25 protein-coding genes and 2 tRNA genes are annotated in these 25,849 nt (G+C 27.9%); 22 read left to right on the top strand and 5 right to left on the bottom strand.

What is annotated here, in order from left to right:
• Nucleotides 1–4: 4 nt before the first annotated feature.
• From tatB to secF, 6 genes are read left to right on the top strand one after another with little or no spacing between them, the layout of a single operon-like run.
• Complete coding sequence (gene tatB, locus ACTTBK_RS02610; protein WP_262589222.1) at nt 5–223, top strand: Sec-independent protein translocase protein TatB; 219 nt, start codon at nt 5–7, stop codon at nt 221–223.
• Nucleotides 216–986 (top strand): twin-arginine translocase subunit TatC, encoded by a 771-nt coding sequence (tatC, locus tag ACTTBK_RS02605; RefSeq protein WP_262589221.1) that lies wholly within the window; start codon nt 216–218, stop codon nt 984–986. Before tatB ends, tatC begins: the two co-directional genes overlap by 8 nt.
• A complete protein-coding gene (gene serS / locus ACTTBK_RS02600; protein WP_440618438.1) occupies nt 979–2,238 on the top strand; it encodes a serine--tRNA ligase in 1,260 nt (419 codons plus the stop codon). Before tatC ends, serS begins: the two co-directional genes overlap by 8 nt.
• Before the next feature lie 53 nt (nt 2,239–2,291).
• Entirely contained in the window at nt 2,292–2,582 is a 291-nt protein-coding gene (yajC, locus tag ACTTBK_RS02595) for a preprotein translocase subunit YajC (protein WP_440618437.1), read from the top strand.
• A gap of 13 nt (nt 2,583–2,595) precedes the next feature.
• Nucleotides 2,596–4,149, top strand: a complete 1,554-nt coding sequence (gene secD / locus ACTTBK_RS02590; protein WP_440618436.1) for a protein translocase subunit SecD — start codon at nt 2,596–2,598, stop codon at nt 4,147–4,149.
• Nucleotides 4,149–5,045, top strand: coding sequence for a protein translocase subunit SecF (secF, locus tag ACTTBK_RS02585; protein ID WP_440618435.1), 897 nt, complete (start codon nt 4,149–4,151; stop codon nt 5,043–5,045). Before secD ends, secF begins: the two co-directional genes overlap by 1 nt.
• On the opposite strand, the gene ACTTBK_RS02580 is transcribed toward secF, so the two are convergent.
• Nucleotides 5,042–5,644, bottom strand: a complete 603-nt coding sequence (locus ACTTBK_RS02580; RefSeq protein ID WP_440618434.1) for a urate hydroxylase PuuD — start codon at nt 5,642–5,644, stop codon at nt 5,042–5,044. The genes secF and ACTTBK_RS02580 overlap by 4 nt on opposite strands.
• A gap of 50 nt (nt 5,645–5,694) precedes the next feature.
• Nucleotides 5,695–8,547, bottom strand: a complete 2,853-nt coding sequence (gene uvrA / locus ACTTBK_RS02575) for an excinuclease ABC subunit UvrA (RefSeq protein WP_440618433.1) — start codon at nt 8,545–8,547, stop codon at nt 5,695–5,697.
• Between the two features lie 89 nt (nt 8,548–8,636).
• Between uvrA and ssb the strand changes: the two genes are divergently transcribed.
• From ssb to ACTTBK_RS02545, 6 genes are all read left to right on the top strand, one after another.
• A complete protein-coding gene (gene ssb / locus ACTTBK_RS02570; protein ID WP_440618432.1) occupies nt 8,637–9,089 on the top strand; it encodes a single-stranded DNA-binding protein in 453 nt (150 codons plus the stop codon).
• A 5-nt stretch (nt 9,090–9,094) separates the two neighbouring features.
• Entirely contained in the window at nt 9,095–11,674 is a 2,580-nt protein-coding gene (gene gyrA / locus ACTTBK_RS02565; protein WP_440618431.1) for a DNA gyrase subunit A, read from the top strand.
• A complete protein-coding gene (gene coaD, locus ACTTBK_RS02560) occupies nt 11,674–12,168 on the top strand; it encodes a pantetheine-phosphate adenylyltransferase (protein WP_440618430.1) in 495 nt (164 codons plus the stop codon). Before gyrA ends, coaD begins: the two co-directional genes overlap by 1 nt.
• Nucleotides 12,161–12,721 (top strand): peptidylprolyl isomerase, encoded by a 561-nt coding sequence (locus ACTTBK_RS02555; RefSeq protein ID WP_262589211.1) that lies wholly within the window; start codon nt 12,161–12,163, stop codon nt 12,719–12,721. The genes coaD and ACTTBK_RS02555 overlap by 8 nt, the downstream gene beginning before the upstream one ends.
• An 8-nt stretch (nt 12,722–12,729) precedes the next feature.
• A complete protein-coding gene (gene tgt / locus ACTTBK_RS02550) occupies nt 12,730–13,842 on the top strand; it encodes a tRNA guanosine(34) transglycosylase Tgt (protein ID WP_440618429.1) in 1,113 nt (370 codons plus the stop codon).
• A gap of 152 nt (nt 13,843–13,994) precedes the next feature.
• Nucleotides 13,995–14,070 (top strand) — tRNA-Lys (locus ACTTBK_RS02545).
• Nucleotides 14,071–14,080: 10 nt separating this feature from the next.
• On the opposite strand, the gene ACTTBK_RS02540 is transcribed toward ACTTBK_RS02545, so the two are convergent.
• Entirely contained in the window at nt 14,081–14,908 is an 828-nt protein-coding gene (locus ACTTBK_RS02540) for a M48 family metallopeptidase (protein ID WP_440618428.1), read from the bottom strand.
• Nucleotides 14,909–15,020: 112 nt separating this feature from the next.
• Between ACTTBK_RS02540 and ACTTBK_RS02535 the strand changes: the two genes are divergently transcribed.
• On the top strand, nt 15,021–15,677 hold the full coding sequence (locus tag ACTTBK_RS02535) for a DUF502 domain-containing protein (protein ID WP_440618427.1): 657 nt from the start codon (nt 15,021–15,023) through the stop codon (nt 15,675–15,677).
• Here ACTTBK_RS02535 and recG read toward each other — a convergent pair.
• Complete coding sequence (gene recG / locus ACTTBK_RS02530) at nt 15,674–17,725, bottom strand: ATP-dependent DNA helicase RecG (protein ID WP_440618426.1); 2,052 nt, start codon at nt 17,723–17,725, stop codon at nt 15,674–15,676. The genes ACTTBK_RS02535 and recG overlap by 4 nt on opposite strands.
• Nucleotides 17,726–17,748: 23 nt before the next feature.
• On the opposite strand from recG, the gene ACTTBK_RS02525 reads away from it, so the two are divergent.
• Nucleotides 17,749–18,006 (top strand): succinate dehydrogenase assembly factor 2, encoded by a 258-nt coding sequence (locus tag ACTTBK_RS02525; protein ID WP_440618425.1) that lies wholly within the window; start codon nt 17,749–17,751, stop codon nt 18,004–18,006.
• 5 nt (nt 18,007–18,011) lie between these two features.
• On the opposite strand, the gene ACTTBK_RS02520 is transcribed toward ACTTBK_RS02525, so the two are convergent.
• Nucleotides 18,012–18,101, bottom strand: a tRNA-Ser gene (locus ACTTBK_RS02520).
• Nucleotides 18,102–18,186: 85 nt separating this feature from the next.
• On the opposite strand from ACTTBK_RS02520, the gene rarD reads away from it, so the two are divergent.
• From rarD to ACTTBK_RS02480, 8 genes are read left to right on the top strand one after another with little or no spacing between them, the layout of a single operon-like run.
• The gene (gene rarD, locus ACTTBK_RS02515; protein WP_440618424.1) at nt 18,187–19,065 is read left to right on the top strand and encodes an EamA family transporter RarD; all 879 of its coding nucleotides are present in this window, start codon (nt 18,187–18,189) and stop codon (nt 19,063–19,065) included.
• Nucleotides 19,052–20,053: a lytic murein transglycosylase gene (locus ACTTBK_RS02510; RefSeq protein ID WP_440618423.1), complete on the top strand. Its 1,002-nt coding sequence runs from the start codon at nt 19,052–19,054 to the stop codon at nt 20,051–20,053. Before rarD ends, ACTTBK_RS02510 begins: the two co-directional genes overlap by 14 nt.
• Nucleotides 20,043–20,882, top strand: a complete 840-nt coding sequence (locus ACTTBK_RS02505; protein ID WP_440618422.1) for an SPOR domain-containing protein — start codon at nt 20,043–20,045, stop codon at nt 20,880–20,882. Before ACTTBK_RS02510 ends, ACTTBK_RS02505 begins: the two co-directional genes overlap by 11 nt.
• Complete coding sequence (locus ACTTBK_RS02500) at nt 20,875–22,026, top strand: D-alanyl-D-alanine carboxypeptidase family protein (RefSeq protein ID WP_440618421.1); 1,152 nt, start codon at nt 20,875–20,877, stop codon at nt 22,024–22,026. Before ACTTBK_RS02505 ends, ACTTBK_RS02500 begins: the two co-directional genes overlap by 8 nt.
• On the top strand, nt 22,019–22,633 hold the full coding sequence (gene tmk / locus ACTTBK_RS02495; RefSeq protein ID WP_440618420.1) for a dTMP kinase: 615 nt from the start codon (nt 22,019–22,021) through the stop codon (nt 22,631–22,633). Before ACTTBK_RS02500 ends, tmk begins: the two co-directional genes overlap by 8 nt.
• Nucleotides 22,630–23,559, top strand: a complete 930-nt coding sequence (locus ACTTBK_RS02490; protein WP_440618419.1) for an AAA family ATPase — start codon at nt 22,630–22,632, stop codon at nt 23,557–23,559. Before tmk ends, ACTTBK_RS02490 begins: the two co-directional genes overlap by 4 nt.
• Entirely contained in the window at nt 23,552–25,093 is a 1,542-nt protein-coding gene (gene metG, locus ACTTBK_RS02485) for a methionine--tRNA ligase (RefSeq protein ID WP_440618418.1), read from the top strand. The genes ACTTBK_RS02490 and metG overlap by 8 nt, the downstream gene beginning before the upstream one ends.
• Entirely contained in the window at nt 25,086–25,847 is a 762-nt protein-coding gene (locus ACTTBK_RS02480) for a TatD family hydrolase (RefSeq protein ID WP_440618417.1), read from the top strand. Before metG ends, ACTTBK_RS02480 begins: the two co-directional genes overlap by 8 nt.
• Nucleotides 25,848–25,849: the final 2 nt, after the last annotated feature.

Here is a 25,849-nt window from a genome sequence, read left to right as displayed (position 1 = left end):
TTAAATGCCTACTATCGGTTGGTTTGAAATTTTAATTGTTGTTGCTATTGCTATAATAGTTCTTGGTCCAAAGGATTTTCCAGTAATGTTAAAAAAAGCTGGGTCGTGGATCGGGTCAGCAAAAAGATACGTTAACAATATTCAAAATGAAGTTTCAAATTTAGAGATAGATGAAGAAAAAATTGACAACGAAATAAAAAAAGAAATTAAAAAAGATGAGTAATGAAGATCAGGAAGGCGGATTTGTAAGTCACCTAACAGAATTAAGAAAAAGATTAATAAATAGCTTTATCTTTTTATTTATCTTTTTTGTGATTTGTTACTTATTTGCAGAACATATCTATGGTTTTCTTGTTGATCCATTTGCAAGAGCTGTAAAAGAAGACGGCTCTGATAGAAGATTGATATTTACAGCTTTACAAGAGACCTTTTTAACATATCTCAAAGTATCATTCTTCACTGCTTTTTTTGTAACATGTCCATTTATCTTGATGCAAATTTGGAAATTTATTGCACCTGGATTGTACAAACATGAAAAGGTAGCAATTCTGCCTTACCTTATATTAACACCAATATTATTTTTTCTAGGGGGTATGCTGGTTTATTATTTGATAATGCCACTTGCGATTAAATTTTTTCTTTCATTTGAAAGCACAGGTCTTTCTACAAATTTACCAATCCAATTAGAGGCTAAAGTTAATGAATATTTATCACTAGTTATGAAATTAATTTTTGCTTTTGGTATTAGTTTTCAGTTACCAGTTGTTTTAAGTCTATTAGCAAGAATTGGAATAGTTGATAGTCAATTTTTAAAAGAGAGAAGAAAATATGTAGTTGTTATTATATTTGCAGCAGCTGCATTGTTAACACCACCAGATCCAATAACTCAAATAGGTTTAGCAATACCTTTATTAATTCTGTATGAATTATCAATATTTTCAGTAAAATTTATAGAAAATAAAAATTTACAAAAAGAAGATGCATAACATTAAAGAAATACGAAAAGATTTTTCCAAATTTCAAAAATCTCTTGAAAAAAGAAATTTAGACGTAGATTTTGAAAAAATACAAAAATTAGATGAACAAAATAGAAATTTAATTCAAAAAAAAGAAAATTTAGAAAAAGAAAAAAAAGATATTTCTAAATCAAAAGATGAGAGCTTGTTTAAGAAATCTAAAGAAATTAGCAGGAAACTCGACAAAATTGTAGAAGATCAAAAACAAATTAAGTTTGATTTAGATAGTATCCTGTCTAGCATACCTAATATACCACATGAAGATGTTCCAAATGGTAAAGACGAAAATGATAATAAAGAAATATTAAAATCTGGAGAGATACCTAATTTAGAATTTAAACCTAAAACACATTACGAATTAGGTGAAAAACTAAATATGCTTGATTTTGATTTAGCTACAAAAACTACTGGTTCAAGATTTGTATTTGTAAAAGATAAATTGGCTCTTTTAGAAAGAGCAATATCAAATTTTATGCTTGATACTCATATTCATCAAAATGGTTATCAGGAGATATCACCACCATTAATGGCATCAGAAAACACTATGTACGGCACTGGACAGTTGCCAAAATTTGAAAATGATCAGTTTGAAATTAAATTTGACGAAGGTTCAGATAGAAAATTTTTGATACCAACAGCAGAGGTGATTTTAACCAATATTGTTAAAGATAAAATGATTGATCTTAATAATTTACCAATGAGATTTGTTGCTTCGACTCCTTGTTTTAGAAAAGAAGCTGGAAGTTATGGAAAGGATACAAGGGGCATGATTAGGCAGCATCAATTTTACAAAGTTGAAATGGTAAGTATTGTTGAGAATGAAAAATGTTTAGAAGAATTAGAGAGAATGACAAATTGTGCTACCGACATACTAGATAAATTAGAGTTACCTTACCGAAAAGTAATTTTATGTTCAGGTGATATGGGTTTTAGCGCAGAGAAGACCTATGATATTGAGGTATGGTTGCCCTCAGAAAATAAATATAGGGAAATATCATCATGTTCATCTTGTTCAACTTTTCAAGCACAGCGTATGAAGGCAAGATATAAAAACAATAATAAGGAAAATGTTTTCGCAGGCACGTTGAATGGAAGTGGTTTAGCTGTTGGAAGAACTCTGATTGCAATTATGGAAAACTATCAGCAAAAAGATGGCTCTATTATAATTCCTAAAGTTCTAAGACCTTATATGAACAATATGGAATTGATTTCTAACAATTAAAGTTGTTTTAATTAGTGAGATGGTATAAGAATGCCATAATTTAAAGGAGATTTATGGAAGGTTCAGGAATTGGTCAATTTATACCGCTAATTTTAATTTTTGTTATTTTTTATTTTTTCTTAATCAGACCACAGCAAAAAAAAGTTAAAGAACATAAAGCAATGGTCGAAGGTTTAAAGAGAGGTGATAAAGTAGTCACTTCAGGTGGTATAACAGGAAGAGTAGAAAGATTAATTGATAACGACAAAGTAGAAGTTGAAATAGCTGAAAATATTAAAGTAGAAATTGTTAAAGCTACAGGTATTCAAAGTCTCTTAAACAATTCTCCAGAAGTTAAAAAATAATCAATTAAGATAAGTGCTTTATTTTTCTAAACTAAGAATCTTATTTGTAACTTTATTTTCTTTATTATTTATTTTAATTGCGTCATCAAATCTATTTAAGTTCGATGATAGTTTTTTTAATAAGAAAATAAATCTTGGACTAGATTTACAAGGTGGTTCTTATCTTCTACTTGAAATTGATAATGAGCCTGTAATTGAACAAAAATTACAAAATTTAACAACTACTATTAGAAATTATTTCAAAGAAAAAAAGATCAAAGTTAATAATATTAAAATTGATAATCAAAATATTTTTTTCAATGTTTCTGATTTAGACAAACAAGCAGTACTAGATGTGTTTCAAGATGAAAATAGTGATCTAAATCCTTATTACCCAAGATTTAAATCACACCAACTTGATATTGAAGATAATGGTATCAATTTAAAAGTAAGTTTTTCAAGACAAGGTATAATAAATCTTAAAACTTCATCGCAAGATCAAGCTATAGAAATTGTAAGAAGAAGAGTAGATGAAGTCGGTACTAATGAACCTAATATTTTAAAAAGAGGTAATGATAGAATTCTTGTTGAACTTCCTGGACTAGATGATCCTCAAAGAATTAAATCACTATTAGGAAAAACTGCAAATCTTACATTTAGATTTGTAACCAATGATGAAAGTGACAGATTTGGTGTTGAGAAGTTAAAATTTGAAGATGGCTTAGAAGAGGCAACAGTAAGTAAAAGAATAATCATTAGTGGTGAAAATCTATTAGATGCTCAACCAAAAATGGACACTCAAAATAATCAAACAGTTGTTAATTTTACTCTTGATAGAGTAGGCGCTAAAAGATTTGGTAAAGCGACATCTACTGGAATTGGAAAACAATTAGCCATTGTTTTAGATGGAAAAATAATTAGCGCACCTGTTGTTAGAGATACAATAGCAAGTGGGTCTGGACAGATCAGTGGTGGATTTACTTTCCAAAGTGCTACAGATTTATCTTTATTATTAAGATCTGGAGCTTTACCCGCTCCATTAGAAATTATAGAGGAAAGAACTGTAGGACCTGATCTTGGACAAGATTCAATTAATGCAGGAATGATTGCTTTAGCTATAGGTTTTTTATTAGTTATTATTTTTATGTTTGTTAAATACAAAGTTTTTGGACTAATCACCAACGTAACATTAATAATTAATTTATTTTTATTACTTGGTATTTTAACTTTATTTGAGGCAACACTAACTCTTCCAGGTATAGCAGGGATAATTTTAACAGTTGGTATGGCTGTTGATGCAAATGTTTTAATCTTTGAGAGAATTAAAGAAGAATTAAAAGATGAAAGTAATAATATTTTAGCTTTTGATGGAGGTTACACAAAATCAAGAACAGCAATTATTGATGCAAATATTACTACTTTATTAGCTGCTATAATTTTATTTTTTATGGGGTCTGGTCCAGTAAAAGGATTTGCTGTTACTCTAGGTGTAGGAATATTTACAACACTATTCTCAGTTTATTTTATAGCAAGATTATTCACTAGTCTTTACGTGACAAGAAATAAAAATAAGGAAAAATTAATCTAATGATAGCATTTAATAAATACTATAATCACTTTAACATACTATCTATATTCTTAATTGCAGCATCACTTTTATTACTAATTTTTAAAGGTTTAAATTACGGTATAGACTTTAAAGGTGGAACATTGATTGAACTAAGGTCATCAGATAGCAAAATTAGCGTTAGTTCATTGAGAGATAAATTTAATCAAATGGATTTAGGAGATGTTTCTGTTAAAAAATTTGGAAATGACACTGATTTTCTAATTAAATTTGAAAATAAAGATAATAAAAAAAATATTATAGAAGAAATTAAAAAAGATTTAGACAGTTCTTTTGGAAATAACTATGATTTTAGAAGAGTTGAAAATGTAGGTCCTAAAGTAAGCGCTGAATTGCTTAAAGCTGGTGTCATTGCTATTTCTTTATCTCTGGCTGTAATGCTTATCTATATTTGGATACGTTTCGAGTGGCAATTTAGTTTGGGTGCTATTTTGGCTCTATTTCATGATGTAATAGTAACATTGGGAATTTTTTCATTATTTAGTCTTGAGATTAATTTATCAATTATTGCAGCTGTTCTAACAATCGTTGGTTATTCTATGAATGATACTGTTGTAATTTTTGATCGTGTTAGAGAAAATTTAAGAAAATATTCAGACATTAAAATTTTTGAATTAACAAATATTTCAATTAATGAAACTTTATCTAGAACAATAATAACCTCAGCCACAACTTTGTTAGCTTTATTAGCGATATTCTTTTTTGGTGGTGAAATTTTAAAAGGTTTTTCTTTAGCAATGATACTTGGTGTTGTATTTGGAACTTATTCTTCGATTTATATAGCTAATACAGTTTTAGTGAGATTAAGAGTATCACAAAAAACAGTCTTAAAAGAAGACGATAATAAAACAGTTTAATATAAGTTTTGAGCAGCTACCATTGAAAGTAACATTGGTAGAGATAAAAGTGTATTTGTTCTTGAAAATAACATTGCAGTTTTAGCTGACTTAGCTTTTGTTTCTGGATCAGCTTCAACTATTCCTAAGGCTCTTTTTTGGTTTGGCCAAATCACAAACCAAACATTAAAAGCCATTACAATTCCCAACCACATACCAATTCCTATTGCTGTATGTTTTGGAACACTAGATCCAATGCTAAAAGTCATAGCATCATGTAAATATCCATTTAACAGAGCTAAAATTAATCCTGAAAGAACAGTAAACGCAGCTGCCCATCTAAAATAAAATAAAGCAGCAGGAGCAATTACTTTCCCAATAGCAGGTTTTTGTTCATCAGGTATTTTTCCCATATTTGGAATTTGAACAAAATTAAAATACCACAATAATCCTATCCACATTATTGCAACAGCAACATGAATGTATCTAAATAACCAGCTCCAGAAAAGAATATCGAATGCAATACCATCATTTAAATAGGAAAGACCTAAAAACAATATGATTGCTAATGCAAGCGATGCATGAATTGTTTTAGATAGTGATGATAATAAACTGCTCATGATTCTTAATTAATATACACTAAATTTAGATTTTTTATAAGTTTTTATATTTAGTACAAAAGAGGTTTTAAAAACTGGCCTGTGTAGCTTTCTTTTACTTTGCAAACTTCTTCTGGTTTACCTTCTGCAACAATTTTACCACCTTTAACACCGCCCTCAGGACCCATATCAACTATATGATCAGCTGTTTTTATAACATCTAAGTTATGCTCTATTACAACTACGGTGTTTCCTAATTTTACGAAGGTGTGAAGAATTTCTAGTAATTTTTTTATATCGTGTTGATGTAGGCCAGTTGTTGGTTCGTCCAATATATACATAGTTCTACCAGTTGATCTTTTTGATAATTCCTTTGCTAGTTTAATTCTTTGTGCTTCACCACCTGATAGTGTAGTGGCCTGTTGTCCAATTTTAATGTAACCAAGTCCAACTTTTTTTAAGGTTAATAATTTAGACTTAATATTTGAAATGTTTTCAAAATATTCGCAACCTTCATCAACAGACATATCTAAAACATCGGCTATACTTTTTCCTTTAAACTTAATCTCTAAAGTTTCTCTGTTGTACCTTGTACCTTTACACTCATCACACTGAATATAAACATCTGGTAAAAAGTGCATCTCATAAGTAATAACACCATCACCTTCACAGGCTTCACATCTACCACCCTTAACATTAAATGAAAATCTTCCTGGTTTGTAACCTCTAGTTTTAGACTCGGGTAAACTAGTAAACCAATCTCTTATAGGACCAAAAGCTCCAGTGTATGTGGCTGGGTTAGATCTTGGAGTTCTGCCAATAGGGGATTGATCTATATCAATAATCTTATCAATTAATTCCACACCTTTGTAACCTTTAAATGCTTTTGGAGTTTTTCTAGCTTTATTATTAAGTGTTAAGTTTAATGCATGGAATAACGTTTGTAATACTAATGTAGATTTACCACTACCCGAAACTCCTGTTACACAGGTAAATGTACCTGTAGGAATTTTAAGGTTAACATTGTTTAAATTATTTCCACTAGCACCATTTATTTCTACAAATCTACCATTCTTTGCTAATCGTCTAGTTTTAGGAATTTCAATTTTTTGTTTATTTGCAAGGTACTGTCCAGTTATACTCTTCTTATCCTTTTTAAGTTCTTCGTAAGTTCCTTGAGCTGTTATTTGACCACCATTCGTTCCTGCTTCAGGGCCAAGATCAATAATATGATCTGCATTTTCCATTGTTTCAGTATCATGTTCAACGACAATTACTGTATTTCCAAGATCTCTTAATCTTTTTAATGCATTAATTAATTTAACATTATCTTTTTGATGTAAGCCAATTGATGGTTCATCTAAAACATACAATACTCCAGTCAAACCAGATCCAATTTGTGATGCCAATCTAATTCTTTGAGCTTCTCCACCTGATAAAGTTCCAGATTCTCTTGAGAGTGTTAGATAATCTAAACCAACGTTAAGTAAGAAATTTAATCTTTCATTTATTTCTTTTAGGACATGTTCTGCAATTTTAAATTGCCTTTTATCTAAATTATTTTCTAAGCTTTTAAACCATTCAGCGGCATCATGAATTGATTTTTTAGTAACCTCACTAATATTTAAATCATTAATCTTAACACATAATGCCTCTTCTTTAAGTCTATCACCATTACAAGCTTCACATGCGGTATCAGATTGATATTCGGCTATTGCTTCTCTTTTCCACTCACTATCAGATTCCAAGAAACGTCTTTCAAGATTATTAATCACTCCTTCAAAGGTTTTTTTATATGAATATTTTTCATATCCATCATCATAATTAAATTTAATTTCGTCCTCATCTGAACCATATAAAATTATATCTTTTATTTTTTTTGGTAGTTTTTTCCATTTTTCATCAAGAGAAAATTCATAATGCTTTGCAAGAGACGCTAATGTTTGGGCATAATATAAAGTTGTCGATTTGGCCCATGGTTCAATTGCCCCATCTGCTAAACTTTTTCGCTCATCTGGAACTACTAAATTCGGGTCTACATTTAATTTCATTCCTATACCTTCACATTCTTCACAAGCACCATAGGGACTATTAAATGAAAACAATCTTGGTTCTATTTCTTCGATAGTAAAACCACTTTCTGGACAAGCAAACTTTGTGGAGTAAATTAATTTTTCAATTTTTCTAAATTTTTGAGGAAGAGTTTCATCTTCGTATTCAACAAAAACTAACCCATTAGCTAAATTTACAGCTGTTTCTACGCTTTCAGCTAATCTGTTTCCAAGTTTTGAATTAAGTACAATTCTATCAACTAGAATTGAAATTTCGTGTTTTAATTTTTTATCTAGGTTAGGAGATTTTTCTATATCGTATAATACATTATCAATTTTTATTTTTCTAAATCCACGTCTCTTATAGCTTAAAATATCTTTTTTATATTCTCCCTTACGACCCCTAACTACTGGAGCATAAATATAAATTGTAGATTTTTTTGGTAATTTTTTAATTAAATCAACAATTTGAGTAATTGTTTGAGAAGTTATTGGCTTACCTGTAAAAGGAGAGTAGGGAATACCTGCTCTTGCATAGAGTACCCTCATATAATCATAAATTTCTGTAACAGTTGCAACAGTTGATCTGGGATTTTTTGAAGTGTTTTTTTGCTCAATTGCTATAGCTGGACTTAAGCCTTCAATTAAATCAACATTTGGTTTTTTCATTTTATCTAAAAACTGACGAGCATAAGCAGATAAACTTTCAACATATCTTCTTTGACCCTCAGCATAGATGGTATCAAAAGCTAATGAAGATTTTCCTGATCCAGACAAACCTGTTATCACTACAAATTTATCTTTTGGAATCTCTACAGTCACATTCTTCAAATTGTGTTCTTTAGCGCCCTTAATAACTATCTTTTTCATCATATTTTTAGTTGCTTTGAGTCAATAAAATTAATATTCAGAAGAATTGTGATATAAATCTTATTAATTAATTTAACAAATAGTAAAATATTATGGCTGGAAGTTTAAATAAAGTATTATTAATTGGTCGTTTGGGCGCAGACCCTGAAATTAAACAAATGGTAACCGGTAAAAGTGTAGCTAGACTAAGTCTTGCAACCAGTCAAACATGGAAAGATAAAAATACTGGTGAAAGGAAAGAAAAAACTGAATGGCACCGTATAGTTGTATTCAATGAAGGATTGGTTAATGTTGTTCAACAATATTTAAAAAAGGGTGCTCAAGTTTATGTAGAGGGACAACTGACAACACGTAAATGGAAAGATGAACAATCTGGCCAAGACAAGTATTCAACAGAAATTGTTATACAAGGTTATAATTCTTCACTTACAATGTTAGGTGGGGGAAATACAGGTGGTGGAATTCAGAATGACACAACTCAACAAAATAATATTGAGGACTCTTCTCAAGTGTCAAATGATATGGATGACGAGATACCATTTTAATTTCTATGCAAAAAACTGAAGAACCGAAAGATAAGAATATTAATCTAATCTCTATGCATGACGAGATGAGCTCGTCTTACTTGTCTTATGCAATGAGTGTAATTGTAAGTCGTGCATTACCCGATGTAAGAGATGGATTAAAACCAGTTCACAGAAGAATTCTTTATGCAATGTACAAAGGTGGTTACGATTGGTCTAAACAATTTAGAAAATCAGCAAGAATAGTCGGAGATGTAATTGGTAAATATCACCCTCATGGTGACCAATCTGTTTACGATGCTTTAGTTAGAATGGTGCAAGATTTTTCAATGAGTTTACCTTTAGTTCAAGGGCAAGGTAATTTTGGATCCATTGATGGTGATCCTGCTGCTGCTATGAGGTATACCGAAACAAGATTGTCAAAAGTTTCACAATTTTTAATTGATGATATCGAAAAAAATACGATTAGTTTTAAAAGTAATTATGATGAAACAGAGAAAGAACCTAGCGTATTACCTGCGCAATTTCCAAATTTATTAGTTAATGGTGCTGGAGGTATAGCTGTTGGTATGGCAACTAGTATTCCACCTCATAATCTTGGTGAGATAATTGATGGAACTTTAGCCTTAATAGAAAACAAAGATATTAAAATAAAAGAACTAATGAAACATATTCCAGGACCAGATTTTCCAACTGGAGGAGTAATAATCGGTAAAGATATAATTAAGCAAGGTTACAACAATGGAAGAGGTTCGTTTAAAATTAGGGGTGAAGTATCAGTTGAAAGTTTAAAGAATGGTAGAGATAGATTGGTAATTACTTCAATTCCATACCAAGTAAACAAAGCCGTACTAAATGAAAGAATTGCACAATTAGTTAGAGAAAAGAAAATTGAAGGTATTAAAGACATAAGGGATGAGTCAAATAGAGAAGGTATAAGAGTTGCTATTGATTTAAGAAACGGTGTTGAGCCAGAAACAATTAAAAGACAACTTTACAAAAATACTCAAATAGAGAGCTCTTTTGGTTTTAACACTTTAGCAATAGTCGAAGGGAAACCAAAAACATGTACATTAAAAGAATTTCTTTCTAATTTTTTATCATTTAGAGAAGATGTAGTAATCAAAAAAACAAAATTTGATCTTCAAAAAGCAGAGGAAAGAGCTCATATCTTAATAGGTCTATCTGTTGCAGTAGAAAACTTAGATAAAATTATAAAAATCATTAGATCTTCCAAAACACCTGAGGATGCAAAAAATGCTATTCTTAAAACTAAATGGAAAATAAACAAATCACAAAAGCTAATTTCTTTAGTAGAGGGAAAAAAAGGTAAAAATATTTATTCTTTATCCGAACCACAAGTTTTAGCTATCTTAGAATTAAGATTACAGAAGTTAACAGCTCTGGGTATCAATGAAATTGAAGTTGAGATTAAAAAATTAGCTGAATTAATTGCAAAATATAAAAAAATTATATCGTCTAAAAAAGAGCTTTTGAGAGTAATAAGTGAAGAATTAAAAAATATTAAAGAAAAATTTGCAATTCCAAGAAGAACTAAAATTATTGATGCGGTATTAAATTACGACATCGAGGAAACAATCCAAAAACAATCTGTAATTATTACAGTAACTTTACAAGGGTATATTAAAAGAGGATCATTAAATAATGTGAAGCAACAAAAAAGGGGTGGAAAAGGTAAATCTGGAATTACTACCAGAGATCAAGACTCTGTAATACAAACCCTTTCAGTAAATACGCATACATCAGTTTTATTTTTTTCAACAGAAGGACTTGTTTATAAAATTAAAGCTTGGAAAATACCTGAGGGATCATCGGCTTCAAAAGGTAAATCTTTATTCAATATACTTCCATTAAAGAGTCATCAATCCATTAGTTCAATTATGCCAATGCCTGATGAAGATACAGATTCAAAAAATTATCAAATTATTTTTGCAACAGCACAAGGTAAAGTTAGAAAAAATAGTTTAGAAGATTTCTCTTCCATTAATGCTTCAGGAAAAATTGCAATGAAACTTGACAACAACGATAAAATTGTTGGAGTTAAAATTTGTAAAGATGATCAAGACATAATTCTAAGTACTAAATTTGGAAAATGCATCCGTTTTGAAGCTAGAAAATTAAGAGTATTTAAGGGAAGGTCTTCTAAAGGAATAAAAGGTATAGAACTTGCTTCTGGAGATCAAATTGTTTCATTATCAGTAATTGATAATGATAAATTGAGTAAAAATGGAAAAAAATCAAAAGATGAAAAATCAGAATTAAAAGCAAAAGAAAAATTTGTTTTAGCAATAAGTGAAAATGGCTATGGTAAAAAGACTTCTCATATAGACTACAGAGTTACTAACAGAGGAGGAAAGGGTATTATTGGAATTATAAATTCACCAAGAAATGGAAATATAACATCATCTTTTCCTGTATTTGAAGGTGATGAAATTTTAATATCTACGAATAAAGGAAGGGTTATTAGAGTGGCGGTTAAAGAAATAAGAACTGCTAGTAGAAATACCCAGGGTGTAAGAATAATAAAATTATCTGGTGATGAAAAAGTTGTTTCTGCAATTAAAATTGATGATAATTTAATTTAATGCGTAAAATTGCTATTTATCCGGGAACTTTTGATCCAATTACTTATGGTCATATAGATGTTATTAAAAAAGCACTAAAGCTTTTTGATAAAATAGTAGTTGGTGTTTCGGATGTAAGTAATAAAAATTATTTATTCTCTTCTGAAGAAAGAATAGAAATTGTAAATAAAGCTTTATTCAAGGATTTAAAATTAAATAAAAAAAAAATTATCGTTGTTTCTTTTGGTTCGCTAACCACTGATCTGTGTAAAAAATATAAATCAAACATCATATTGCGTGGCTTAAGAGCTGTATCTGATTTCGAATATGAATTTCAACTTGCTGGAATGAATAGAAAGTTGAATCAATACATTGAAACAATTTTTTTAATGTCAGATGTAGAAAATCAAATTATTTCATCTAGATTTGTTAAAGAAATTGTAAAATTAAATGGAAATATTAAAAAATTTACTACCAAAAGCACAATAAAATCTTTAAAAGAAAAATATGAATAGAATTTTATCATACATATTTATTTTATTTTTTATTAGTGCAAATCAATTAATAGCTGAGGAGAATATAATGATTTTAAAACTAAAAGATGGTGATGTAAAAATTGAATTATTTGAAGACGTTGCGCCAAACCATGTTAAAAGAATTAAAGAATTAGCTAACAGTGGAAAATATGACAATGTTGTATTTCATAGAGTAATAGATGGCTTCATGGCTCAAACAGGAGATGTTAAATTTGGAAATTCAGAGTCTAAAGAATTTGATTTAAGAAGAGCAGGTATGGGTGGATCTGATATGCCCGATTTAGAACAAGAGTTTAATAGTTTACCTCATGACAGAGGCACATTATCTATGGCTAGAGCTCAAGATCCAAATAGTGCAAATAGCCAGTTTTTTATTTGCTTTCAACCAGCTCCTTTTTTAGACAGACAGTATACTGTTTTTGGTAAAGTTGTTGAAGGAATGGAGTTTGTAGATAAAATTAAAAGAGGTGACCAAAATAATAATGGTGCTGTAACAGATCCTGATAAAATTATAAGCTTTAAATCTTTGTAAAATATTAAATGGCATTAAAAAATTTTGCCTTTAAAGTTTTAAACAAAGACAAATTTGCTAGACGTGGTGTTATTGAAACTCATAGAGGTGTGGTTAATACACCAGCATTTATGCCTGTTGGTACACAAGCAACAGTTAAAGCTTGTACAATCGACGATATAAAGAAAACTGGATCAGAAATAATACTATCTAACACATATCATTTAATGATCCGTCCTGGAGTGGAAAGAGTTGAGTCAGTAGGTGGTCTACATGAGTTCATGAATTGTGATTTACCAATACTTACAGACTCAGGTGGTTTTCAAGTAATGTCTCTATCAAAGTTAAACAAAATAGATCGCGAAAAAGGGGCCATATTTAATTCACACGTTGATGGAAAAAAATTTTATTTAAGTCCTGAAGAAAGTATTAGGATTCAATTAGGTTTAAACTCAGATATTGTAATGATAATGGATGAGTGTCCAAAAAAAACTGAAGATTATAATTTAATAAAAAAATCTATGGACCTATCTTTGTATTGGGCTGAGAGATCTAAAAAGGCATTTGGAAACAACCCTCACAAAGCTTTATTTGGAATTATTCAAGGAGGATTATTTAAAGATTTAAGATTAAAATCCCTTAAAGGACTTACAAAGATCGAGTTTGATGGGTATGCGGTTGGAGGATTAGCTGTAGGTGAAACTCAAGATGAAATGTTTACTACTTTAGATGGTATTAAAGAACATTTACCAGATGAAAAACCTCATTATTTAATGGGTGTTGGTACACCATCGGATATTTTAGGTGCAGTAAAAAGGGGTATAGATATGTTTGATTGCGTTCTTCCAACTAGATCGGGTAGAACAGGTCTTGCTTTTACTTGGAATGGACGGGTAAATATTAAAAATAACAAATACCAACATGACAACACACCGTTAGATCCGAATTGTGAAAATTTAAATTTAAATAAATATTCAAAAAACTATTTAAATCATTTGTTTAATACCAATGAAATATTAGCATCCATGCTATTAACGCTTCATAATATAAATTTTTATCAAGAATTAATGTCCGAAATCAGAAAAAATATTATGAATAATACCTTCGATGAATTTCACGATAAATACATTGATAAGTTGTAGTTTTATTAACTGTGCTATTATGTGTACAACTTTGTAATGAAAACCCCTCATTTATAACGAATTCTTTTTATAAAAATTACATTGAACGAATTGAAATATTAAAATTTATCTGTATACAAACCATATTCATTTTCATAAAAATGAATCTTTGTGGGCCGTTAGCTCAGTTGGTAGAGCAATTCCCTTTTAAGGAATGGGTCGATGGTTCGAGTCCATCACGGCTCACCACTTTTTGAATTTAACTTATTTCAATTGGTGGATAATCAAGAATTACCTCATTCATCCAATCATTTAACTGTTTAATTCTAGTGTCAGATGAAGGGTGGGTACTCATAAATTGTGGAGGCTCTTTGCCTTTATTAAATTCTTTCATTCTTTCCCAAATTTTAACTGTCTCTCTAATATCATATCCTGATAAAGATGAAAAAATCATACCAAGATAATCAGCTTCGCTTTCTTGTTTTCTGTTAAATGGATTCATTAATCCAATTTGAGATAGTAGGCCAACTGTATCCATTCCAGTTGTTCTGTTGATATCTGATAATATACCTCCACTTGCAATATCAATAATTCTGGTACCTGTGTTAAGTAAAACTCCTCTACTTGCTCTTTCAACAGAATGTTTGGCAACAGCATGAGCAACTTCATGTCCCATTACTGCAGCCAGTCCATTAGTATTTTTTGTTACATCAAGTATACCTGTATAAACTGCAATTTTCCCTCCAGGCATACACCAAGCATTTCTAACTTTTTTATTATCAATTAATATATATTCCCAATCAAAGTTAGCAGTTGGATCATTTAAATTAGATCTATAGAAATATTCACTAATTGAATCTTCCATTTTTTTTCCAATTTCTTTTATTTCATTTAAAGTTTTTGTGTCGTCACTCATTTTCTCTTTTTCTTTAACTTTCTCATAAATTTGAGCAGCTTGAGCATTTAATTTAGCTTCAGGTATTAATTTTAATTGTTTTCTGTCAGTAATTGGAGCACTTGTGCACGAAGGTAGAAGTAAACTTCCACAACCACATCCAACATATGTTAAAAATTTTCTTCTATTCATTTCATTCTAAAATTGGTAATAATCTATTATTATGAATCTTAATAATAAAATTTTAGTTGTATTATTTATCATTGCAATAATTTTTGTTACATATTCTAGTTATAGTTAATAAATGAAAGAAACCAAAAAGAAACCTATAAAAAAAAGAGAAATTATAGGTCTATGGTTTTATATATTATCTTTAAAAATTCGGAATTATTTTTTTACAGGTGTTGTCGTTTTAATACCAATAGGACTAACTATTTATTTAAGTAAATTTTTAATAAATACGTCTTCAAAAATTTTACCGTCTCAAATAAATCCAAATTATTATTTGCCATTTAATATACCTGGCCTAGAGATAATTATTTCAATTATTTTCATAACAATCATTGGATTTATATCTTTATCTTATTTAGGGAAAAAATTTCTTCAGTTAATAGACAGTTTATTCAAAAAAATACCACTGCTAGGCACTTTTTGGTCTGCAATTAAACAAATGTCACAATCATTTAAAGAAAGTGGCAGTAAAAGTAAGAGTGTTGTTCTTGTTGAATATCCAAGAAAAGGTGTATGGGCTGTAGGTTTTGCTACTAAAGAAAATTCTGGAGAAATTGCTGAAAAAACAAATCAAAAATTAATAAACGTATTTGTTCCAACAACTCCAAATCCAACAAGTGGTTTTTTGCTAATGTTCCCAAAAGACGAAGTTATATTTTTAAACATGACCTTTGAAGAAGCTTCTAAATTTATAGTATCAGCTGGAACAACAACAATAGAAAAAAATTAAGCGATATCGTTAATTATATCTGCTCTATCGTACAATTTAATTAATGGTTTAAACTTACTTAGATTTTCATTTTCAAGTTCAATTCTTTTTATTTCTTTTTCAGCTAATTCAAATAAGTCACTATTCTGTATTGGGTCTGCTAACTTGAAATTTTTAACACCACTTTGTTTAAAACCCAATATATCACCAAAACCCCTGATCTTCATATCTTCCTCAGAAATAACAAATCCATCATTGGTCTCTTTTAATATGTTTATTCTTTTTTTAGCATTTTCACTCAAATTTGACTTAAACATCAGAATACAAGTTGCTTCTTTCTCTCCACGACCAACTCTACCTCTTAATTGGTGGAGCTGAGATAGGCCAAACTTATTTGCATTTTCAATTACAATTACATTGGCATTTGGAAAATCTATTCCAACCTCGATAATAGTCGTAGATACTAATATTTTAAACTCTTTATTTAAAAATCTTTTTAAAATTTCATCTTTTTCATTTATATCTGTTTTTCCATGAAGAATAGAGACTTGTTTAGGGAATAATTTTTTTAAGTATTCAAATTTTTGAATTGCAGAAGTATGATCTAATTTTTTAGACTCCTCAATTAATGGACAGACCCAAAATATTTGATTTCCTGAATTAATTTCTTTTTTTATAAATTTAATTACATCATCAATTTTACTTTCTAATTTACTGTAAGTTTTTATCATTTTACGGTTTTTAGGTTTTTCTCTAATAATTGATAAATCCATATCACCATAAATTGTCATTGTTAAAGTTCGTGGAATAGGTGTGGCAGTCATCAATAATACATCACAATCATTACCTCCTTTGTCAGATAATCTTTTTCTTTGATTAACACCAAACTTATGTTGTTCATCAATAATAATTAATCCTAATTTTTTAAATTTAACTGTTTTTTGAAAAATAGCATGAGTACCAAAAATTATGTTAATCTTATTATTTATCAATTCATTGAGGATTAATTTTTTTTCTTTGTAGCTAGACTTACCAGAAAGTAACTCTGTTGATATATTTGATGGAAAAATTTTTTTTGCTAAATTATAATGTTGTCTTGCTAGTATTTCGGTAGGGGCCATAACAGCTACTTGGAAACCAGAATTGATAGTATTAAATGCAGCTAATAATGAGACAATTGTTTTTCCACTTCCAACATCTCCTTGCAATAATCTAAACATTTTAGTTGAGGATGATAAATCTTCATTAATTTCGTTAATCGATTTAATTTGATCGTCAGTTAATGTAAATTCTAATTTATTAATGAGTTGTTTTTGTTTATTTAAATTAATAATTTTATTTTTTTTTTTAACTTTCTTAATTTTTTTTCTTATTTCTGAATTAACTAAAAATGTTGCAAATATTTCATCAAAGGCAAGTCTTTGATAAAAATGATCTTTGTATTTTCCTATATTCTCATGCTTGTGTAATTCTTTAATTGCATCATTCCAATTGATATTATTGAATTTATTTAAAATTTTACTTGAGTGCCATTCTTTTAAGTTGGGTAATTTATCTATTATTTGTTTTATGATTTTATTATAAATTTTCTCAGATATTCCCTCAGTTAACGAATATTTATTATGAACTTGTTTAATTAAACTTGAATTCTCAGAGACATACTTAGGATTAGTTATTTGATATTTATTTTTAAAGTAGCCAATTTTGCCACTTACCGTTATTTCTTTTCCTAAAGGTAGTATTTTTTTGATATATCCCTCATAACTATTAAAAAAGACACAATCTAACTCACCTGTTTCATCTGAACATTTGACTCTATTTGGTAATTTTCTAATTCTTGGAAACAAATATTTATTTGCTACAACGGTAACAGTTTGATTTTCACCGATCTTTAAATCTTTTACTTTTGTTGATAAACTTCTATCGGTATAAGCCTTTGGAAGTTTCCAAAGTAAATCAAAAATATTATTTATATTCTTTTTCTTGAGTAAATTTGTTGTTTTTATACCAACACCATTTAAAGCTGTTAGATCAGATAATAAATATTCAAAATTAGTTTTATTATCCATAATAAATTAATTATATTCTAATAATGAGCCTCAATATAGATGAATTAAAAAAAAAAATTATTTATCGTTCCAATTATCGTGGTACCAAGGAAATGGATAAGCTCTTAGGTAAATTTGTAAAAAAATACATTAATGATTTGCAAAAAGAGGATTTGATAGATTTAGATAAATTTCTTAATATTGATGACACAAATTTATATAATTTCTATAATGGTTTTGATACTGAGTTAGAAATAGAAAAAAACAATATTAGCTTGTTGTTTAAAAATTTTAAATACTAAGATGATGGCGGAGAGACTGGGATTCGAACCCAGGAAAGAGTTGCCCCTTTGCCGGTTTTCAAGACCGGTGCTTTCAACCGCTCAGCCATCTCTCCGTGAGCAAGGTTTTATAATTATAATTATTTAATTCAACCATAAAATAGTCGAAAAAAACTCATTAACGACTAATATCAAAGCTACATGAACAAAGAATTTAATAAAGGTCTTTTACTTGCTGGATTTGGATCTTTTTGGTGGGGTTTTTTTGGAGTTTTATATTTTAAATATATTACTTTTATTGGTTATATTGAGCTAGTAGTCCACAGATGTTTATGGACAACTTTTACTTTAATTTTAACAACTTTCTTTTTTTCAAAGTGGGATATTTTTTTTAAGATAATTAAAAGTAAACAAAATCTTGTTTATCTTTTTATGTCAGGCTTTTTGATTTTTATGAATTGGGGTGTATGGATTTACGCAATCGCTACCAACAGAATAATAGATGCGAGTTTTGGTTATTTTATAATGCCAATATTAAGTGTTCTTCTTGGTTATATTTTTTTTAAGGAAAAATTAAATAATAAAAGAATCTTTTCAATTACTTTAGTTATTTTATCAATTTTATATTTAATTTTTGTAAGTTTAAAATCGCTTCCATGGGTCGGTATACTTGTAGCACTAAGTTGGGGCTTTTATAATTTAGTAAGAAAAAAGGTTAATGTTGATACTGATATTGGACTTTTAATAGAAAGTTTATTTATATTGCCAATTGCAATTGGCGCATTCTATCTAATTGCAGTTAATGGTTACAATGATTTCTCGTTATCCAACACTCCAATGATGTTAATAATATTGTTGGCAGGTCCAATGACGGTAATACCTTTATTTTTATATGTAAGAGGAGTTGAATTATGTGGATTAGGTCCGACTGGGATGATTTTCTATATCACACCAACTCTTCAATTTTTACTAGGTTTTTTTTATTACGATGAAGTTTTCTCATTTAATAAACTAGTAAGTTTCATTTTAATCTGGATTGCTGTAATAATATATTTGAGAGATTTATATGAAACTAATTAAACTTATACTTATTTTATCTCTTTTTTTTCATTCAAACACATTAGCTGATATCAATATAGAATTCAAAAAATGGAAAAATAATTTCAAAAAAATTGCTCTAGAAAATAATATTTCTGAAGAAACATTTGATCTAGTTATGTCTAATACTAAGTTTTTACCAGATGTAATTAAATATGATAGATATCAACCAGAGTTTTATGAAGATACAAAAACTTACATATCAAAAAGAACCTCTGACCAAAAAGTAAAAAAAGGAAAAAAACTTTATATAGATAATTTAAATTTAATTACCTCTGTTGAAAATGAATTTAACATAGAAAAAGAACTTCTCTTATCATTAATGGGTATAGAAACAAATTTTGGAACCTATGTTGGTAAAATGGACATTCTTTCTTCACTAGCTACATTAAGTTTTGACAAAAGAAGATCAGAATTTTTTACCAAAGAACTTTTAATACTTTTAAATTTAATTGAGAAAAATCAAATTGATTATAAAACATTATATGGATCTTGGGCGGGTGCTTTTGGTTACTTCCAATTTATGCCTTCTACTATGAAAAATTATGCAACAGATTATGATGGCAATGGTTCAATAAATTTAAAAAGTAACCCTGATGCGTATGCTTCAGCGAGTAATTATTTAAAGAAAATAGGTTGGAAATCTAATGAACCATGTTTTTATAGAATTGATTTAAATAATGATATTCCAAAAAAATATTTAAATATTTCTGCAAAAAAATTACATGATAAGAAACAATTAAAGTTTTTTAGACAATACATTCAGAACAATTCAATTATTTCAAATAATTATGATGAATTAGAAGTTGCAATAATAACACCAGATAAAGATATAATTCCTGATGCGGAAACATTAAATCCAGCTTATGTGGTATTTAATAATTATGAAATAATTTTACAATGGAATAGATCTTTAAGATTTGCTTTAGCCGTCTGCACATTGAAGGATAAATTCAAAGATGAACTTTAAAATAATATTGCAATTATTGTTGTTTATTATTTTTATTGGATGCAAACAATTAGAAACAACTCAAAAAAAAACTATTAAAACAGAACCAGATACATCGACAGCAGAAACATCTTTAAAATCCTCAGATGAAAATGAAGAAGATAGTTCCAAATATATTTTTGATAGAGAGTATACTAACCAAGGCTTTGCTTTAATTTACAACGAAAATCTCTTTAATGAAAAAAGTATTTCAAAAAAACTCGATAACAGAGGTTTGTTTATTTTTCATACCCAAATTAGAAAAAATTCTTTTGTGAAAATTACTAACCCTGAAAATACAAAAACTGTTATTGCACAAGTGATATCTAATAAAGCAATTTTTTCAAATTTTTATAATTCAGTAATCACCAAAAGAATTGTTGATGAATTGTTGCTTGATGAAAATGAACCTTATGTTGAATTATCTCTAATTTCTAATGAATCAACTTTTGTAGCCAAAAAAGCTAAAACGTTTGATGAAGAAAAAAAAGTAGCTCAAAAAGCTCCTGTGGATGGAATAACCATAGATAATTTAGGAACTGTAGAGAAAAAGGAATTGCCTAAGACCACTCAAAGTAATTTTCTATATTCAATAAAAATTGCAGATTTTTATTACAAAGATTCAGCTGAAAATATGATCCAAAGAATTAAAGACGAAACAAAGATAACAAATCCTATTATAAAAAAATTATCTCAAACAAAATATAGGGTATTATTAGGTCCATTTAATGATATAAAAAAAATTCAAGAGTCATTTGAAGAAATAGAAAAACTAAATTTTGAAAACCTAAAAATTATTAAAGATGTTTAAAAAATTAAATTTAATTATTTTAATATTCATTTTATTTGCATCTAAATCATTTGCTAATTTTGATGTGAAAGCAAAAACTGCAATAATTCAAGATTATCATTCTGGTGAAATTCTTTTTGAGAAAGAAGCGGACTTATCAATATATCCCGCATCCATGACGAAAATCATGACCGCCATCATTGCCTTTGACCTAATTAAGTCAGGAGATTTAAGTATGGATGAAAAATTTATTATTTCAGAAAAAGCTTGGCGTTTATCTACATCAGGTTATTCCTCAATGTTTATTATGGTAGGTGATGAGGTTTCAGTTGAAAATTTACTAAAAGGTATAATTATAGCATCTGGTAATGATGCTTGTATTGCATTAGCAGAAGGCATAGCGGGTACTGAAGAAGAGTTTTCAATCTTAATGACAGCAAAAGCTAAAGAATTAGGAATGGAAAATACAAATTTTTCTAATTCATCTGGAATTAATCATCCTGATAACAATTCAACAGTTAGAGACATAATGATCATGTCTAGATACCTAATTAAAGAACATCCAGAATTTTATAAAATGTTTGCAGAAAAAGAATTTACTTGGGATAGAACAGGAGGAGATCCAATAACACAAGGTAATAGAAATCCTTTGTTGTATAAAAATCTTGGAGCAGATGGTATCAAAACTGGTTATTTGGCTGTAGAGAAATATTCATTAGCCTCATCTATAGAGAGAAATGGAAGAAGATTAATTGCTGTTGGTAGTGGTTTTAATTCAAAAAATGCCAGATCAAAAGAAAGTACTAAAATGTTAACTTATGGGCTTACAAATTTTGATTTAGTCAAAATTACTGAAGCTAATAAACCTTTTCAAAAAATAGAAGTATGGTTGGGAAAAGAAGATACAGTTGATGTTTATACAAATGAAGACATTTACAAAACTATTAAAAAAGCTAAAAAAAAATTATTAAAGGTTTCTGTAAATTATGATGGTCCTGTAGAAGCACCAATAAATAAAGATCAAAAAGTTGCAACATTAAAAGTAGTTTATGACCAAGAATTAGTAGGTGAGTATGATTTGCTTGCTTTAAAAGAAATTAAAAAAGTAAATTTCTTTTCTAGATTGCTTAAATCATTAAACTACTTAATTTGGGGCGATGTCTAAGAAGCCAATAATTGTTTTTGAAGGTATAGAAGGCAGTGGCAAAAGTCATCATATTAAAATTGTTTCAAGGTTTTTAGACAAAAATAAAATTAAATATTTAAAAATCAGAGAACCTGGAGGAAGTTTAAATTCTGAAAAAATTAGAAAATTAATTTTAAATAAGAAATCTAATTTTAATGTAAAAACTGATTTACTTTTATATCTAGCTGCCAGAAGTGAAAATATTAGTCTTATTAAAAAATATTATAAAAAGAGAGTTATCTTAATTGATAGATTTATAGACTCAACAATTGCTTATCAGCATTATGGCATGGGTGTTGATATTAAAATTATAAATATAATTAATAAACATTTATTAAAAAATATTAAGGTTAGTTTTACATTTCTTAATGTTGTAAATAAAAAAAATCTTTTCTTAAGATTAAAAATGAGAAAATCTTTGAATAGATATGATCAATTTAATATCAGTTTCTATAACAAAGTTCAAAATGGATTTCTTAAATTATCAAAACTAAATAAGAAAAAATATAAGATAATTGATTCAAATTCAGATATTAAGATAAATGAAAAATTAATTATCAATCAAGTTAAAAAGTTAATTAAATGAATCTAAATTCATCTACACAACAGAATTTGTACAAACATCAAGAGATTTTCAAACATTTATCCAAATTATATTTAAATAATAAATTGCCAAATAAAATACTTTTATCTGGTGAAAAAGGTATAGGTAAAGCAACATTAGGTTATCATCTAATAAACTTTGTCTTATCAGAAGACGAAAAGCATTCTTATGATGTTAAAAATAATAAGATTAATTTAGAAAATAGATCATTCAAACTTATGCAAAATAAATCTAATCCAAATTTTTATCTTATAGATGTAGCTGAAGATAAAAAAAATATTGATATAAATCAAATAAGAGAATTAATTGTTAATCTAAATAAATCTTCATTTAATAATAAAAAAAGATTTGTTTTAATAGACAATATAGAATTATTAAATTTGAATTCTATTAATGCATTACTAAAAGTCTTAGAAGAACCTAATGAAAATATTAATTTTATCTTAATTAATAATAATAAAAGAATTTTACCGACTCTTAAATCTAGATGTTTAAATTTCAAAATTTTTTTAACGAATGCTCAATCTATTGAAATTGTTAATAAATTAATAAACGATGATGTTTATAATTTTATAAATCAAGATTTAGTAAATTACTTTACAACACCAGGCAAATTATATGAATTATTAAAACTTGCAGAAAATTTTGATTTAGATCTTAAGGATTATAATTTAGACACTTTTTTGCAAAGTCTAATATCAAGTAAGACTTACAAAAAAAACAAACCAATTGTTCAATTAATATATTCTTTTATTGAAGTTTATTTTAGAAACAATATATCTACGAAAAATATTAAATTATTTCACCTTTATCATTATTTTTTAAAAAAAATTAATGATACTAAAATTTATAATTTAGATGAAGAGACATTATTTATGGAATTTGAAGATAAAGTTTTAAATGGATAAAAATTTTTATATTACTACACCTATTTATTATCCATCAGCTAAACCTCATATGGGACACGCCTACTCAAGTATAGCTGCTGATTTTTTTGCAAGATTTAAAATCATTGATGATTACAAAGTACATTTTTTAACTGGAACAGATGAGCATGGTTTAAAAATTCAAAGATCTGCTGAACGAGCAGGAGAGACTCCTCAAAAATTTTGTGATGAAATAAGCAAAACTTTTCGAGATCTTTCAGATACTCTAAATTTATGCAACACTGATTTTATTAGAACAACCGAAGAGAGGCATAAAAAAACAGTACAATATCTTTGGTCTGAACTTGAAAAGAATGATGATATTTATTTATCAAATTATTCTGGTTGGTATTCAGTATCGGATGAAGCTTTTTATAGTGAAGATGAGATAGAGGAAATAGATGGTAAAAAAATAGCTATATCATCAAAATCTCCTGTCGAATGGATTGAAGAAGAGTCGTATTTTTTTAGACTTTCAAAATGGGAAAAACCTCTTTTAAAATATTATGAAGATAATCCTGATTTTATTTATCCAGAGTCTAGACGAAATGAAGTTATTAGTTTTGTAAAAAGTGGTCTAAAAGATTTATCAGTTAGTAGGAAAAGTTTTTCATGGGGCATACCGGTTCCAAGTAATAAAAATCATGTAATTTATGTTTGGTTAGATGCACTTACAAATTATTTAAGCGCACTAAATTACCCAAATAAAGATGATGAATTATTCAAAAAATTTTGGCCTGCATCAATACATTTAATTGGCAAAGATATACTTAGATTTCATGCTGTTTATTGGCCAGCTTTTTTATTAGCTGCCAAGATTGAAGTACCAAAAAGAGTTTATGGTCATGGTTGGATTTTATCTGGAGAAGAAAAAATGTCCAAATCTAAAGGGAATATTTTGGATCCTTTGGAAATTATTGAAGAATATGGTTTAGATCCATTAAGGTATTATCTAATTAAGGAAGTTTCATTTGGAAATGATGGCAATATTTCTCAAGATAGATTAGAAGATTGTATAAACAGTGATTTAGCAAATAATTATGGAAATTTATGCCAAAGAGTTACTGCTTTTGCGATCAAAAATTGTGATGGAAAAATACCTTCCGAAATTAAATTTCTTGATGAAGATTTATTTATTTTAGACAAGTATAAAAAAAATTTAGATAATATTAGATCTAAAATCGATCATCAAAATATTAACTTTTATATAGACTATATTGTTAATTCTCTTTTTGAAGCCAACAAATATTTTAATGATCAAGAACCATGGAAAAAGAAAGATGATCAAATTAGATTAAATACAATTGTCTATACTACATTGGAAATAGTTAGAAAAATTAGTTTTTTATTATATCCAATTATTCCAGAGTCTTCACTAAAAGCACTAAAAATTTTTGACATCAATGAAGATCAAATAAAATTAAATTCCATTTCAGATAATGAGTATTTAAACAAAGGAAATAATATTAATAAAATTGATATACTGTTTAAAAAAATAGAAAAAAATAATGATTGATTCTCATTGTCACTTAGATCATGAACCTTTGTTTAGTGACTTATCAAATGTTTTACAAAGATCAAAAGATGTGGGTATTAAAAAACTATTAACAATATCAACCTCCTTTGAAAGTTTCTCTAGAGTTAAGGAACTAGTTAATAGAGATGAGATGATTTATGGTACAATTGGTATTCATCCACATGAAAGTTCTACCAACACAATTACTGCCAATCAAATTATTGACAACTTGAAAAATAATAAAAAAATTATAGGCATTGGTGAAACTGGATTAGATTTTTATTATAATAATAGTGAAAAAAATAAACAGATTGCAAGTTTTAAAGAACATATTCAAGCATCAATAAAAACTAATGTTCCTCTAATTGTTCATTCAAGAAATGCTGAAGATGAAACATTTGAAATTCTAAATCAATATAAAGATGAGAATATTAAAATTTTAATGCATTGTTTTACTGGTTCAAAAGAATTTTCAGAAAAATTATTATCTTTAAATTCTTACTTTTCTGCTAGTGGAATAATTACTTTTAAAAATTCAGTTGATTTACAAGAAACATTTAAATCAATTCCAATTGAAAATATTTTAATTGAAACCGATAGTCCTTTTTTAGCACCAGTACCAAATAGAGGAAAAAAAAATGAACCATCATTTATCGATTTTACAGCTGCAAAATTAGCAGAAATAAAAAATATTTCTAAAAAAGAATTGATAGAGCTAACTACTAATAATTTTAATAAACTTTTTTTTAATTAAAA

Source organism: Candidatus Pelagibacter sp. HIMB1493 (assembly GCF_052047995.1).
Lineage (GTDB): Bacteria > Pseudomonadota > Alphaproteobacteria > Pelagibacterales > Pelagibacteraceae > Pelagibacter.
Note: the sequence above shows the minus strand (reverse complement) of the source record. Positions and strands in the feature narration are given on the sequence as shown.

Bases quoted from the DNA above. Each gene is read 5' to 3' on its own strand.
- ACTTBK_RS02480 (WP_440618417.1), top strand. From the start codon at position 25,086: ATGATTGATTCTCATTGTCACTTAGATCATGAACCTTTGTTTAGTGAC.
- metG (WP_440618418.1), top strand. From the start codon at position 23,552: ATGGATAAAAATTTTTATATTACTACACCTATTTATTATCCATCAGCT.
- yajC (WP_440618437.1), top strand. From the start codon at position 2,292: ATGGAAGGTTCAGGAATTGGTCAATTTATACCGCTAATTTTAATTTTT.
- ACTTBK_RS02525 (WP_440618425.1), top strand. From the start codon at position 17,749: ATGAGCCTCAATATAGATGAATTAAAAAAAAAAATTATTTATCGTTCC.
- rarD (WP_440618424.1), top strand. From the start codon at position 18,187: ATGAACAAAGAATTTAATAAAGGTCTTTTACTTGCTGGATTTGGATCT.
- tmk (WP_440618420.1), top strand. From the start codon at position 22,019: ATGTCTAAGAAGCCAATAATTGTTTTTGAAGGTATAGAAGGCAGTGGC.
- ACTTBK_RS02500 (WP_440618421.1), top strand. From the start codon at position 20,875: ATGTTTAAAAAATTAAATTTAATTATTTTAATATTCATTTTATTTGCA.
- ssb (WP_440618432.1), top strand. From the start codon at position 8,637: ATGGCTGGAAGTTTAAATAAAGTATTATTAATTGGTCGTTTGGGCGCA.
- ACTTBK_RS02535 (WP_440618427.1), top strand. From the start codon at position 15,021: ATGAAAGAAACCAAAAAGAAACCTATAAAAAAAAGAGAAATTATAGGT.
- gyrA (WP_440618431.1), top strand. From the start codon at position 9,095: ATGCAAAAAACTGAAGAACCGAAAGATAAGAATATTAATCTAATCTCT.
- recG (WP_440618426.1), bottom strand. From the start codon at position 17,725: ATGGATAATAAAACTAATTTTGAATATTTATTATCTGATCTAACAGCT.
- ACTTBK_RS02540 (WP_440618428.1), bottom strand. From the start codon at position 14,908: ATGAATAGAAGAAAATTTTTAACATATGTTGGATGTGGTTGTGGAAGT.
- ACTTBK_RS02510 (WP_440618423.1), top strand. From the start codon at position 19,052: ATGAAACTAATTAAACTTATACTTATTTTATCTCTTTTTTTTCATTCA.
- tatB (WP_262589222.1), top strand. From the start codon at position 5: ATGCCTACTATCGGTTGGTTTGAAATTTTAATTGTTGTTGCTATTGCT.
- coaD (WP_440618430.1), top strand. From the start codon at position 11,674: ATGCGTAAAATTGCTATTTATCCGGGAACTTTTGATCCAATTACTTAT.
- serS (WP_440618438.1), top strand. From the start codon at position 979: ATGCATAACATTAAAGAAATACGAAAAGATTTTTCCAAATTTCAAAAA.
- ACTTBK_RS02505 (WP_440618422.1), top strand. From the start codon at position 20,043: ATGAACTTTAAAATAATATTGCAATTATTGTTGTTTATTATTTTTATT.
- ACTTBK_RS02580 (WP_440618434.1), bottom strand. From the start codon at position 5,644: ATGAGCAGTTTATTATCATCACTATCTAAAACAATTCATGCATCGCTT.
- tgt (WP_440618429.1), top strand. From the start codon at position 12,730: ATGGCATTAAAAAATTTTGCCTTTAAAGTTTTAAACAAAGACAAATTT.
- secF (WP_440618435.1), top strand. From the start codon at position 4,149: ATGATAGCATTTAATAAATACTATAATCACTTTAACATACTATCTATA.
- tatC (WP_262589221.1), top strand. From the start codon at position 216: ATGAGTAATGAAGATCAGGAAGGCGGATTTGTAAGTCACCTAACAGAA.
- uvrA (WP_440618433.1), bottom strand. From the start codon at position 8,547: ATGATGAAAAAGATAGTTATTAAGGGCGCTAAAGAACACAATTTGAAG.
- ACTTBK_RS02555 (WP_262589211.1), top strand. From the start codon at position 12,161: ATGAATAGAATTTTATCATACATATTTATTTTATTTTTTATTAGTGCA.
- ACTTBK_RS02490 (WP_440618419.1), top strand. From the start codon at position 22,630: ATGAATCTAAATTCATCTACACAACAGAATTTGTACAAACATCAAGAG.